Source organism: Acinetobacter lwoffii (assembly GCF_024129355.1).
In the GTDB taxonomy this organism is placed as follows: Bacteria; Pseudomonadota; Gammaproteobacteria; order Pseudomonadales; family Moraxellaceae; genus Acinetobacter; species Acinetobacter lwoffii_I.
In genome coordinates this window covers 20,161-33,492 of sequence record NZ_JAMXXP010000033.1, presented here as the reverse complement: position 1 = coordinate 33,492, position 13,332 = coordinate 20,161, and the positions used below count along the sequence as shown (strand labels likewise).

Here is a 13,332-nt window from a genome sequence, read left to right as displayed (position 1 = left end):
TCCTGGTCGTTAAAGTGTTTGTTTGCACTCATATTTTAACTGTTAGGACTCAGGTTTTTTTATTTAAAGCAAACTATGGGACAGCAGTGGGGAGTTCCCCTCTTTTTCAAAGAGGGGCTAGGGGTGATTAAAAAAAAGATTAAGCCACATTCCCTTCCAAGAAATCCTGTGCAAAGCGTTGTAATACCCCACCCGCTTCATACACATGTACTTCTTCTTCAGTATCCAGACGGCAAGTGACTGGTACTTCAATAATCTGGTTCTTACCATCATCGGTTGAACGCTCAATTACTAAAGTTAAAGTCGAACGTGGCGCAATATTACCAATCACGCTATACAGCTCAGTACCATCAAGACCTAAAGTCTTACGATCTGTACCCGGCTTAAACTCAAGCGGTAAAACGCCCATACCGACTAAATTAGTACGGTGAATACGCTCAAAACCTTCAGCGACAATTGCTTCTACACCTGCCAGACGCACACCTTTCGCCGCCCAGTCACGGCTAGAACCCTGACCATAATCCTTACCAGCAATAATAATCAACGGCTGTTTACGGTTCATGTAGATTTCAATCGCTTCCCACATCCGCATTACTTCGCCTTCCGGCTCCACACGCGCTTTCGAACCTTGCTTGATCGTGCCATCAGAACGCACCACCATTTCATTGAACAATTTCGGGTTGGCAAAAGTCGCACGTTGCGTCGTCAGGTGATCACCGCGATGCGTTGCATAGGAGTTAAAGTCTTCCTCAGGCACACCCATTTTTTTCAGGTATTCACCTGAAGCACTGTCGAGCACAATCGCATTCGATGGTGATAAATGATCAGTGGTGATGTTATCGCCCAAGATCGCCAGCGGACGCATATTTGACAAGGTACGCGGTGCAGCCAAAGCCCCTTCCCAATACGGCGGACGGCGAATATACGTACTTTGCGGACGCCAGTCATACAACGGACTTGTTGCTTTTTCATTCACACCCAAGTCGAACATCGGAATATAGATTTTTTTGAATTGTTCTGGTTTTACAGCAACTTTCACCAGCGCATCAATTTCTTCATCCGATGGCCAGATATCTTTTAGATAAATCGGATTGCCGTCTTTATCGTTTCCTAAAGCATCTTTTTCGATATCAAAACGAATCGTACCGGCAATCGCATACGCTACCACTAAAGGCGGTGAAGCCAAGAATGCCTGTTTCGCATAAGGATGAATACGCCCATCGAAGTTACGGTTGCCCGAAAGCACCGCTGTTGCATACAGGTCACGGTCGATAATTTCCTGCTGAATCTTTGGATCGAGTGCACCCGACATACCGTTACAGGTCGTGCATGCATAGGCCACGATACCAAAGCCCAGTTTTTCTAAATCTTTAAGTACGCCAGCTTCTTCAAGGTAAAGTGCCGCCGCTTTAGAACCCGGTGCAAAAGATGATTTCACCCATGGCTTACGCACCAAGCCCAATTCATTGGCCTTACGTGCCAATAAACCTGCTGCAACGGTATTACGTGGGTTGGAGGTATTGGTACAAGACGTAATCGCCGCGATAATCACCGCGCCATCTGGCATCAAGCCTTCCGCTTCTTGCGCACGAGCTGCTTCTAAATTACCGGCAATGCCTTTTTCTTTCAGGTCAGCCGTAGATACACGTGCATGCGGATTTGATGGGCCAGCGATATTACGTGTCACAGTCGATAAATCGAAACGCAGCACACGTGGATATTCCGCTTGGGTCATGTCTGATGCCCAAAGCCCGATCTCTTTGGCATAAGTTTCGACCAGTTTGACTTGCTCAGGTTCACGGCCGGTCAAAGTCAGATAATCAATGGTGTTCTGGTCGATATAGAACATCGCAGCCGTTGCGCCATATTCCGGGGTCATGTTGGAAATCGTGGCACGATCACCCACCGACATGCTGTCAGCACCTTCACCAAAGAATTCTAAATATGCGCCAACCACACGTTCTTTACGCAGGAATTCGGTTAATGCCAAGACGATATCCGTTGCGGTAATGCCTGGCTTGCGCCGACCCACCAATTCCACACCGATAATATCTGGCAGACGCATCCACGATGCACGGCCCAACATCACATTTTCCGCTTCCAAGCCGCCAACACCAATCGAGATCACGCCCAATGCATCTGTATGAGGCGTGTGCGAATCTGTACCGACACAGGTGTCCGGGAATGCCAGACCATCACGGTTTTGAATCACCGGAGACATTTTCTCCAGATTGATCTGGTGCATGATGCCATTACCGGCAGGAATCACATCAACATTTTCAAACGCGGTTTTGGTCCATTCAATAAAATGAAAACGGTCTTCGTTACGACGGTCTTCAATGGCACGGTTTTTCTCAAAGGCATCCGGATCAAAACCACCAAACTCAACTGCCAGTGAATGATCGACAATCAGTTGGGTTGGTACTACCGGATTGACTTTAGACGGGTCACCGCCCTGATCGGCAATCGCATCACGTAAACCGGCAAGGTCCACCAGTGCCGTTTGCCCCAAGATGTCATGACACACTACACGTGCCGGATACCAGGGAAAATCATGTTCCTGTTTACGCTCAATCAGCTGACGTAAAGACTGTTCCAGAATGGCAGGATCACAACGACGCACCAACTGCTCTGCCAGGACTTTAGAAGTATAAGGAAGTTTGGCATATGCGCCTGGCTGAATATCTTCTACGGCCTGTCGCACGTCATAATATTCCAGCTGGGTGGATTGCAGCGGTTTACGGTAGTTGTTGTTCATAAGCTTGCCTGCCCTCGTTTATCTCTATTTTTATTCATCAATAGATATCGATGAGTTACTTTTGTAATAGCAGCATTGTACGCTGCACAAATAGCATTTCCCAAATTTTATATTTTTCAAACACTTAATTATAAAAAATGGTATTTTCGCAAAAATTTGTTACATAGACTTTAGAATTTTTGCTTTAAAGCGGTCTTTTGCTAAAAAAATCTGAATAATTCGCCTTATTCTTTAGTCTTATGTTGCAAAATATTTCTCTATCTTTTTATTTGAATATTACTCTAAACCACTAATATCATTAATAAATAATTAATTTTATGTGCATTTTTTTAAAGATGAAAAAATATAGTCTGACTGGTTTTCATAGGCCTGTCCTGTCGCCGCATTTAGCAAAATTTCAATCCCCTAATTTGAGATAGCAGATTTTCCAAAACTATCAGAAGCTCAGTGTGACGAATGTCACATTATTCACAATCCTCACATTAAAACAATAACCATAACAGGCAGAACTGAAATGTTGAAAATCGCAATATTCGGAGCTATAGCCGCCATTTTGACGCTCTTAGCTCGCGGTTGGGATGGAACAAAAAATCCATCGCCGCCATCCAATCCCTCTAACCCGTCCCACCCCTCTCATCCCGTTCCGACCACATCAGACAGCTTGATTAGCAATCCACCCCTGTTACCAAAAAGTGCCAAAGGCAAATATGAGCTGATCGTGGCCTATAAAACCAGCAAACTCTATAACCCCAGAAATGGATTATGGGATCAGGTGCTGCTGAGAGGCTATCTAACCAAACCCAGTTTATTTGATAAGAAAAAAGCTGGTGAATATGTCGAGGATCAGCTGGTCGGACCACAGATTCGGGTCAAACAGGGTGAAACCATGGCGCTTAACCTGAATAACCAGCTGCCACCCGAGTCAGAAACAACGTGTCCAACTCATGGTGAGAATGTAAATGAACCACACTGCTTTAATACCACCAACCTGCATACCCATGGCTTCTGGGTAAGTCCTCAAGGCAATAGCGATAATGTTTTCCTGAAATTCAAACCTCAGGAAAAATTTGATTATCAGTTCAAAATGGAACCGAATCATCCCGCAGGGACTTACTGGTATCATGCCCATCTGCACGGTTCAACTGCTCTTCAGGTGTCGAATGGCATGGCAGGCCCATTGATTGTTGAAGGCTCAAGAACACCAAAAGTCAAAAATGGAAAAGTCACTTCAACTGGAGATATGGATATTCTATGGAAAGAAAAAAACAGTTACCCGAACGAAAACATCCTGTTGTTCCAGCAAATCCAATATCGCTGTAGCAACCCCGATCCTAATATCACATTCGCTGTTCCCAATAACTGTGAAGGTGTAGGTATAGGCATGCTGGAAAATTATAATGACCTGTCTATTAGTGGCTTCTGGACCAACCAGAATTACTACACGTCTATCAACGGTAAAATTGTGGGAGAGATGAAGGTTGAACAGAATGTATTTAACCGCTGGCGCATGATTCATGGCGGTGTACGCGATACCATTGGTTTAATCATAAAGGAAATTCCTGACTCCAGTAAGTTTAGCGCAGAGCAAACCATTAAAGCCTGTTCAGCCTATCAGGAGGCAGACAAGAAAGCTGAATTTGAGAAGCTGAATAGCCTGAATGTGCATACCATCGCGCAAGATGGCTTAACCATGAATCATATACAGACCAGAACCCTGTCCGTGTTCCATCCAGGCTATCGTCATGATGCAATGGTTGCCTTTCCGACCACCAATAGATACTGCATTTTTGACACCAAATTGAATATCGATGATGAAATTAACGCGCCATTACCGAATGTAGGCCCTCAAATTGCTCCAAATCATCGGTTCAATGCCCAACTGCTGGGATGGGTCAATGTAAAAGCAGCCAAGACCAAGGCTCAGACTGCTGCACAGTTCCTGAAAGATCGGGCACAAAAAATTGGTTTAAGCAAAGACCTCCAGAGCCAGTTATCTCAGCTTAATCTTTCTGCGTTTAGTGATCATCCATCATTGATGATGCCGGAAATTGATAAAGTAGTTGCTGCCCGACCAAAACAATATAGTGCTTTTTCGCTCGGTCCCGACCCTAGAACTGGCGTATTCAAATTTGGCTTCCGGCATAAAAAAGATGGAGATACACTGAGTTTCGGAGATTTCTTTGATGGAGATAGTTCAGTAGATGGCGAATATGTCCGTCAGTTACAAGTTGGACAGACTGATGAATGGGAACTGACCAGCGCTGGTTTTGGTGGCCATCCGTTCCATATTCATGTTAACCCGTTCCAGATTGTTAAAATTTTGAATCCTCAAGGTAAGGATGTCAGTGAGGCAGTGGCACCAGAAGATCCGGTGAATCCAGTTCTGGATGATGTGCAATACCGTGGCATGAAAGGACAGTTTAAGGACACGCTTTTTGTAAAACAAAACTATACCTATATTGTCCGCAGCCATTACAAGAAATTTGAAGGTGACTTCGTACAGCACTGCCATATCCTCGACCATGAAGATCAGGGCATGATGGAAACCGTACGGGTCTGTGGAGGAAAATTCCCTTGTGATTCGCCATTACCGGCTAGCCATCACCACTAAAGATCTGCTCGCTAAAAGCCAATGATTTCGATTGTTGGCTTTTTTGTTTGCCTCTATTTGATGCTTGCTGCACAATAACTGCATTGATTTATAGTATTCAAACCGGGGCTTATTATGGCAGCGTCTCCTGCTTTTACATTGTTTAGTCTGAATGGTGTAGATGCACAAAAATTCCTTCAAGGTCAGGTGACTTTGAATACTGAAACTTTGGCGGAAAACCAGACACGCTATACTGCAATCTGTAGTCTGAAAGGACGCATCCAATTTGGCTTATGGCTTAAAAAAATCAGTCCGGAAAGCTTTGAAATCGTGAGCATTGCAGATCAGGCTACGGAACTGGCCAATCATATTAAAAAATTTGGCGCCTTTTCAAAAATGAAACTGGAACTGGTCGGTCCGGTTTATCCAGTCATTAATGGCATTCATACTGACTTCGTTACGACTGAAACCGATGCCACCCTTTGGGAGCAGCAAGCCATTGAATCAGGTCAGGCCTGGATTCAGGCTGCCACCGCGACCCTGTTTCAACCACAAGAATTACGTTTGCATCAACGCGAAGGCATTCACTATGACAAGGGTTGCTACTTGGGTCAGGAAGTCATTGCACGCCTGTGGTTTAAAGCCAAGCCAAAACACTGGTTACATCTGGTTCAAGGCACAGGTACCGTGCCTGATGTTGCGACCAAACTGAATAATGATGTTGAAATTGTCAATAGCATCGCGATTGACGACGGTTATAAAGCGCTAGTCGTTGCAAAACCTGAAGCATTGACCGAATTGGGCCTAGAAGTACTGGAACTTCCGGAAGCTTTGAGCGGTGATGTAGCGCGTCCGCAATAATCACTGCATAACTCATAAAAAAGCCAAGATAAAATTCTTGGCTTTTTTATTTTAGAAGCCATGAAACAGCTTGTTCATGTCTTTTACCACATAATCTTTAAAATGATAGGCCCGCGCATGTTTGGCATCAAACTTTGCCGTGAGTTCACCTTTTTGAAAGACATATACTTGGTCTTCCTGACTCATCAAAAACTCTGCACCAAGTTTCATCAGCAGCGCATCAATCTTGTCTTCATCGGCAATCGATTCATCAGCATTGACTCTGTCATAGTGACGTTTAATGGTTTTGACAAACATGGTTAAATCCTGGGAGTCTGATTCAAACCGAGATTTAATCAGAGAAGTCGGCTGAAGCAAAGTAATCCTTTTGATATCTGCAGGATTGATCAGAAACCTGTGCAAATCATGCATCGATTTAATCGGTATATTGTGCTTCGATGATTTGTATTTAGTGACAAATTGTATATTTACAAAGCACAAAATCCTTTTATGATGTAAGTGAAAATGATTAAAATCGCACCAAGGAATAAGGTGCCAGCAATAATAAGGTTATAGGAACCATGAAAAAATTAGTACTCGCTACAGTTCTTGCCCTTTCTGCGCAATTCGCTCTGGCAAATACCGTAAAAGATCAAGTCGATCCCCAATTCCAAAAAGTTGAGGCCATGGTCAAAGCCAATAATTTTAAAGGTGCCTATGACGCTTTGAATCAATTGGCCAGTCAGGGAAATGCCCAAGCTTTATATAACTTAGGCTATTTGACCCAAACCGGCCAAGGTACAACCAAGGACGAGAAAAAAGCCATTCAGCTTTACGAGCAGGCAGCCAGCAAAGGCTATCCGGTGGCCAATTATGTACTGGGTAAAAACTATGCAGCCGGCACACTCGGCCTCAAACAGGATTTGGCCAAAGCCAAACAGCATCTGGAACGCGCTTCAGCAGCCAAATTTGATGATGCCAGCATTGATCTGGCCATACTGCTATTTTCTGAAAATACGACAGCGTCAAATAAAGCCGGACTACAAAAGCTGCAACCGCTGATCAGCAAAGGCAATATGCAGGCCATTCATGCCAAAGCCTTATATGACATCAGCAGCGGTTTCAAAAACAAAGATGAAAAACCGATTCAGCAAGGCCTAAGCAGCATTCAGGAACTCGCCAAAAAAGGTTATATTCCGGCGCTGATGGCAGTAGGTAATATGTTTGCCAATGGCAGTATTGTTCCGCAAAATCTGCCAGAAGCTAAGAAAATCTTTGCCGCACTGGCGCAGCAAAATGTTCCGCAGGCCAAAGAGTCTTTGGCAGCGGTAGACAAAATGCTGGCTGAGCAGAAAAAAGCGCCTGCGAAGAAAAGTTAAGTTAATTCCACAAAATTAAAATATAAAAAGCCCCATGCAATTTGGGGCTTTTTTTAGTAGCAGAGCATCCATCTGCTAAAAGATTATCCCCACCACAAGGCAATTAAGCCACTGGTCACGATAAAACCGACAATAGTACTCATCAACAATGGCGTTAAGGTTCGATCATTCAAACCATACGCCTGTCCCAGCATGCCAAAAATCGTCGGCATCGGCAAAGCTGCAATTAGCGTACCAGCATGGACCATTTCCTGACTTAAATCAGTTAACTGGCTCAGTCCCAGATACATCAATAACGGCATCATGATATTGCTGGAAAATACCAGATAGAAACTTTGCAGGTTGACATATTTCAGACTCATTCCCACGATCCCACCTCCAATGGCAAACAAGGCCAATGGTGAGGCCGTCTGACCAATCAAGGCAAAGACCTGATCGAGATAGACTGGAATTTTAATCTGGAAAACTGCACAGGCCATGCCCAGCATCACTCCCATAAATAAGGGATTCTTTAGCAAGGTCAGTAGCACACTTTTCAAAATGGCGCCAAGGTTCGCCTGATGTTGTGTGCCCAGCGCAGCCATGACCAGCACCAGCGGAATCAGCAACACGCTTTCAATGATGACCACCAGAGAGGTATAGGTCATCGCCTGTTGTCCGATCAATAAGCTAAGCACAGCTGTACCAATCAGCCCGGTATTTGACATTGCAGCACCCAGCGACAAGACTGCACTTTGCGAATGCGTATTCTGAAAATGACGGCGCATGATCCAGAAACCGCTACCATAGAGCAGTAAGGTCACGCTGCTATACACGGCAAAGTATTCAAAATACCAGATTTCATGCAGGTCTTTGGAGGCAAGGGACTGAAAGAACAGCAAGGGCAAGGCTACTTTAATCACAAAAGCACCCACCGTCCCCACCTGTTCTTTGTTTAACACTTGACTCTTTACAGTCAGATAACCCAGCGCCAACAATAAAAATATGGGCACAATGACCGCAAAAATCATAATGCAGTATCCTCTTGTCAGTGATATTCCATTATAAGAATTTCTGAGACTAAAGCAGTGTTAAAAAGGCTCAAACAGGTGATTCAAACCATGCGGTGCAGAGCGCAGATATTGCGGTGAAATCTTGATTTTTTCATCAAGTGCTGCCGCTGCATGCCAAGGCCAATGTGGATCATAAAGAATGGCACGAGCCAGTGCGATAGCGTCGGCTTGGCCCTTTTGTAAAATATCTTCTGCCTGCTTAGCTTCAGTAATCAATCCCACGGCAATCACGGGAATATTCACGACTTTCTTGATCGCATCTGCAAAAGGTACCTGATAATTCGGCTTCACATCAATGTTCTGTTTGACATGCAGCCCGGCACTGGAGATATGAATATAGGCAGCACCCGCAGCTTCTAGTGCTTTAGACAATTCAACTGAAGAATCAATGGTCCAGCTGTCTGGCTGATCCATCCAGTCGCTGGCTGAAATACGCACTCCAATTGGATAACCTTCTGGAACCGCCGCTTTCATGGCTTGTAATACTTCCAGAGTCAGGCGAATCCGGTTTTCCAGTGAACCGCCATACTGATCATCACGTTTATTTGAAAGTGGTGACATGAACTGATGCAGTAAATAACCATGCGCTGCATGCAGCTCAATCAGGTCAAAACCGGCATCAACTGCACGTTTGGCACTTTCTGCAAAGTCAGCAATGACCTGCTCAATTTCCGACTGGCTTAAGGCTTTGGGTGGATGTTCATCGGCCTGAAAAGGAATATCACTGGCAGAAACAGTTTGCCAGCCATGTGCTTCATCCGGCTTAAACTGACCTTTACCTGCCCATGGTTTATCTGTTGAAGCTTTACGTCCGGCATGTGCGAGCTGAATGGCAAAAGGCATCGGGGAGATGGATTTGACTTTTTCCAGTAGGGTCTTGATCTGCTTAGCCTGTTCATCATTCCACAAACCTAGGTCAGCATAACTGATCCGGCCTTCTGGCTGTACTGCAGTCGCTTCGACAATACATAAACCTGCACCCGATAAGGCATAGTTAGCCCATTGCTGCTCATGCCAATAGGTAATTTCCCCCTGCTCTGTTGCAGAGTACTGACACATCGGCGCAATCACGATTTTATTTTGAAGTTGCAGTGATCCAAATTGAATAGGTTGAAATAGTAATGCCACGCTGTATTTCCTCTTTTTATTGCCTAGTTTCACTCTAAAAATAAAAACAGGCTCCTAAGAGCCTGTTTAGTTATAACGTGAACGATCAAACTTTAGAAGATGATTCGTGTAGTCAAACCGAGTACCAGTGCATCATCCACATTGTTGCTTGAACCTGGATTAATGACATATTGCAGGTTTGGACGCAGCATTAGCCACTTTGTTGCGTTATAGCTATAGTTCAGTTCAATATTGTATTCTGCACTCGCATCAAAATTCAGATTCTTGATCCGGTCATTAATATGCACACGGTTGACCGCCAGACCTAAAATGTCGTTCGGTTGGCTGTCCGCAAGACCGATATATTTCACACCAATTTGTTGTGAATTATCTACTTTGTTAGTATCGCGGTCATGCCAGGTAAAGTTGGCAAATGAATGCAAACCCTGACGGCCCTGACCTGTAGACGTTAACTGTTGTTCTACAGCTAACCAGCCTGCAAAGGTACGGTTTTTGGCATCAGTAGGATTGGCAATATCTTTTTGGTTGGCAACATCATCGGCCGTATTGTACATCCCGCCAACCCGGTAGCTGCCTGGCAGGCCATTCACTAATGATTTCGGTGTCCAGATTACTTCTGCTGGAATTGTCACGCCATCTGCATGGTCGGTATCCAGACTCCAGCCTTGACCTTCTTTAGCGCCATTACCATTATCCGGATTAAACTCATACACACCGACTTGTACGGCAAGTTCAGGATTGAGTTGCTGCTTCACGCGCGCACCCCATTGTGCTACAGGCGTATTCATCCAGATATTGCCCTGCCATTTACCCATCTGTGCAGCACAAAATGCCGTACTGGCAAAATCACAAGCCATGACATTAAAGTCCATGCCCAGACCAAGACGACCCGCCTTAATACTGAGCCCTTGGTCTTTATAATTCTTTTCAATAGACAGCTCGCTCAGACGGCTATCCTGATTACCACGCCCAAAAGTGCCTTGTACATTGGCTAGCTGAGGTGCACTAAGATCCTGCAAGTCACGAACAGAGGTACTTTGACCCTGACGTGCACTCATCACGGCACGTACAGTGACACCATTCCATCCTGTCAGCTTTTCCATATCCAGCTGAGTACCCAGCCATAACTGGGCAGAAGTTAATGGATCTGCGCCCTCATTACGACCACCATCAGCAAGATAGGCAGTATCGGTTAATAGATTGGCTTCAAATTTAATTCCCTGTTGGGCCAGTTCTGTACGTTGACCATTCCAGTCCCCCAGTAAATACTGACCTTGTGGATCAAATGCAGATTCCGCCTGAGCGGTTGTCATGACAGCCATTAAAGGCAATAGAGCTAGACCTAAATATTTCATGTAAAACCTAAACATTCGGAGAGAAAAACAAGCAAGGTTTTTAAATTGCTATTAGGTGCATGAATTTACATAACTTTTCATATAAATTCCCAGCATTTTTTTTATTACTCATTAAACTTTTAGTTATGCCTTAAACATAAAAATATAATTTTTATTTTAACAATCTTAAATTATTTATATATTTTTCATCAACTTATAATGTATTGATAATTTCCATTCGATTTCCTCCTAAGAAAATTCGCTATAAAAACATAGAAACCTAGTTTATTCTTTAAACAATTCCAGTTTAAATAAAGATGAAATACCCAGTCATTTTCCAGCGATTTCACCCAGATTAACGCTTGCAATCCCAGCTAATTCACCCAATATTAGCTGCATCTCCCTCGCCACTGATGCGTTATGCCTGAATTACCAGAAGTTGAAACCACCAAAACCAGTTTATTACCCTTATTGGAACAACGCGTCCAACGTGTTGAAGTGCGTCAGTCAAGTTTGCGCTGGCCTATTCCGGAGAATATAGAAAAGCTGGTGGGGCAAAAATTACTGAATCTCACTCGCCGTTCTAAATATATTCTGGCAGAGTTTGAACACGACACCATGCTCTGGCATTTGGGAATGTCGGGGAGTTTCCGTCTATGCGATGGCAATGAAGAATTACGCAAACATGACCATCTGATCATTCAGTTTGAAGATATCGAACTACGTTATCATGACCCTCGCCGTTTTGGCTGCATTCTTTGGCTAGATGCACAATCACAAAGCAAATTGATTGACACGTTGGGGCCAGAACCCTTAAGCGAGAACTTTAATGCCGAGTATTTATTTGAAAAATTGAAGAATAAAAATGTTGGCACCAAAGTTGCAATTATGGATAACCATGTGGTGGTGGGCGTAGGCAATATTTATGCGACCGAAAGTCTGTTTAATCTGGGGATTCATCCGGCACAACCGGCCTCGACTTTAAGCTTGATTCAGATCGAAAAGCTAGTATTGGAAATCAAGCGCATCTTGAAACAGGCGATTGATCTGGGTGGTTCAACCTTAAGAGACTACACCAATGCCATGGGAGAAAATGGCTATTTCCAGCAAACCTTGCTGGCTTATGGTCGTGCCGGTGAAATGTGTATGAACTGCGAGACCACACTTGAAAATATTAAATTGGGACAACGCGCTTCAGTTTTTTGTCCTGAGTGCCAACCTTTGAAAAAGATCCAGCTCCCTGTCAAAAAAGTGGCAACTGTACGAGGGAAAAAGTCATGAAAACAGCCATTGTGCGTCATATTCTGGTCAAAGATAGAGAAACTGCTGAACAGCTTAAAAAGAAGATTTTAAGTGGCGCCGACTTCAATAAAATCGCCAAACAGTATTCAACCTGTAATTCTGCCAAACGTGGCGGTGAGCTAGGTGAAGTAAAGAAAGGTCAACTGGTTCCGGTCATTGATAAACTGGTTTTCACTGCAGCAGAACGTGTATTACATGGCCCGATCAAAAGCCAGTTTGGTTTTCATTTGGTCGAAATCAAGTTTCGGATGGATTTTTAATATTTATAAATCCCTCCCTACCTCCCTTTGTTAAAGGGAGAAGTTCCCCTTTTATAAAGGGGATTTAGGGGGATTAGAAAAATTAGACTTGAGGTGGACGCTTTTTCAATTCATCACGAATTTCACGCAGCAATTCAATATCGGCTGGGGTGGTCGGAGTTTCCTCGACTGGGCCTTCTTGTTTACGTAAACGGTTCATGAATTTAACCAATAAAAATACGACCCAAGCCAAAATTAAGAAATTAATTAAAATCGTTAAAAAGTTACCGTAAGTCAGTACATTTACACCGGCCTTAGTTAAGGCATCCAGAGATTGTAAATTGTCTGGGTTTCTTCCTAAGATAAAGAATTTTTGGGTAAAATCGACGCCACCACCGGTGATCACGGTAATTAAAGGCATAATGATGTCTTTCACCAATGAATCGATAATCTTGCTAAAAGCGCCACCGATGATGACACCAATCGCCAGATCCATCATGTTGCCTTTGATCGCAAACTCTTTAAATTCTTGAATAATGCTCATAACCGCTCCCATATTTTATTTTCAAGTTTTGGGTCAAATTATACCTGAGTAAATACTTTTAATTTTGACTTAGTTTAATGCATTTTAGTAAATTGTGATCTAAGGATAGCGTAAATATAAAAAAAACCGTAATCTTCGAAAAGATTACGGTTTTTGAAAACCCGAA

11 protein-coding genes are annotated in these 13,332 nt (G+C 43.7%); 5 read left to right on the top strand and 6 right to left on the bottom strand.

Annotated elements, in window-relative coordinates; translation table 11 throughout:
* Positions 1-139: 139 nt before the first annotated feature.
* Positions 140-2,758 carry a Fe/S-dependent 2-methylisocitrate dehydratase AcnD gene (acnD, locus tag NI468_RS13335; protein WP_253102268.1) on the bottom strand — a complete coding sequence of 873 codons (2,619 nt, stop codon included), beginning with the start codon at positions 2,756-2,758 and terminating at the stop codon, positions 140-142.
* A 514-nt stretch (positions 2,759-3,272) separates the two neighbouring features.
* Between acnD and NI468_RS13330 the strand changes: the two genes are divergently transcribed.
* Positions 3,273-5,369 carry a multicopper oxidase family protein gene (locus NI468_RS13330; RefSeq protein WP_253102266.1) on the top strand — a complete coding sequence of 699 codons (2,097 nt, stop codon included), beginning with the start codon at positions 3,273-3,275 and terminating at the stop codon, positions 5,367-5,369.
* A 114-nt stretch (positions 5,370-5,483) separates the two neighbouring features.
* Complete coding sequence (ygfZ, locus tag NI468_RS13325) at positions 5,484-6,209, top strand: CAF17-like 4Fe-4S cluster assembly/insertion protein YgfZ (protein WP_253102265.1); 726 nt, start codon at positions 5,484-5,486, stop codon at positions 6,207-6,209.
* A gap of 51 nt (positions 6,210-6,260) precedes the next feature.
* On the opposite strand, the gene NI468_RS13320 is transcribed toward ygfZ, so the two are convergent.
* Positions 6,261-6,506, bottom strand: coding sequence for a hypothetical protein (locus NI468_RS13320; protein ID WP_253102263.1), 246 nt, complete (start codon positions 6,504-6,506; stop codon positions 6,261-6,263).
* 263 nt (positions 6,507-6,769) lie between these two features.
* Between NI468_RS13320 and NI468_RS13315 the strand changes: the two genes are divergently transcribed.
* On the top strand, positions 6,770-7,567 hold the full coding sequence (locus NI468_RS13315) for a tetratricopeptide repeat protein (protein WP_004281723.1): 798 nt from the start codon (positions 6,770-6,772) through the stop codon (positions 7,565-7,567).
* 83 nt (positions 7,568-7,650) lie between these two features.
* Here the strand turns inward: NI468_RS13315 and NI468_RS13310 are convergent, their stop codons facing one another.
* From NI468_RS13310 to NI468_RS13300, 3 genes are all read right to left on the bottom strand, one after another.
* The gene (locus NI468_RS13310) at positions 7,651-8,577 is read right to left on the bottom strand and encodes an AEC family transporter (RefSeq protein WP_004281722.1); all 927 of its coding nucleotides are present in this window, start codon (positions 8,575-8,577) and stop codon (positions 7,651-7,653) included.
* 60 nt (positions 8,578-8,637) lie between these two features.
* Positions 8,638-9,747, bottom strand: coding sequence for an NADH:flavin oxidoreductase/NADH oxidase (locus NI468_RS13305; protein ID WP_253102261.1), 1,110 nt, complete (start codon positions 9,745-9,747; stop codon positions 8,638-8,640).
* A gap of 92 nt (positions 9,748-9,839) precedes the next feature.
* Positions 9,840-11,102 carry a carbohydrate porin gene (locus NI468_RS13300; protein ID WP_129717585.1) on the bottom strand — a complete coding sequence of 421 codons (1,263 nt, stop codon included), beginning with the start codon at positions 11,100-11,102 and terminating at the stop codon, positions 9,840-9,842.
* A gap of 399 nt (positions 11,103-11,501) precedes the next feature.
* Between NI468_RS13300 and mutM the strand changes: the two genes are divergently transcribed.
* Entirely contained in the window at positions 11,502-12,362 is an 861-nt protein-coding gene (mutM, locus tag NI468_RS13295) for a bifunctional DNA-formamidopyrimidine glycosylase/DNA-(apurinic or apyrimidinic site) lyase (protein ID WP_253102259.1), read from the top strand.
* Positions 12,359-12,643 carry a peptidylprolyl isomerase gene (locus NI468_RS13290; protein ID WP_005266020.1) on the top strand — a complete coding sequence of 95 codons (285 nt, stop codon included), beginning with the start codon at positions 12,359-12,361 and terminating at the stop codon, positions 12,641-12,643. The genes mutM and NI468_RS13290 overlap by 4 nt, the downstream gene beginning before the upstream one ends.
* A gap of 82 nt (positions 12,644-12,725) precedes the next feature.
* Here the strand turns inward: NI468_RS13290 and mscL are convergent, their stop codons facing one another.
* A complete protein-coding gene (gene mscL / locus NI468_RS13285; RefSeq protein ID WP_004281717.1) occupies positions 12,726-13,166 on the bottom strand; it encodes a large conductance mechanosensitive channel protein MscL in 441 nt (146 codons plus the stop codon).
* Between the last annotated feature and the right edge of the window lie 166 nt (positions 13,167-13,332).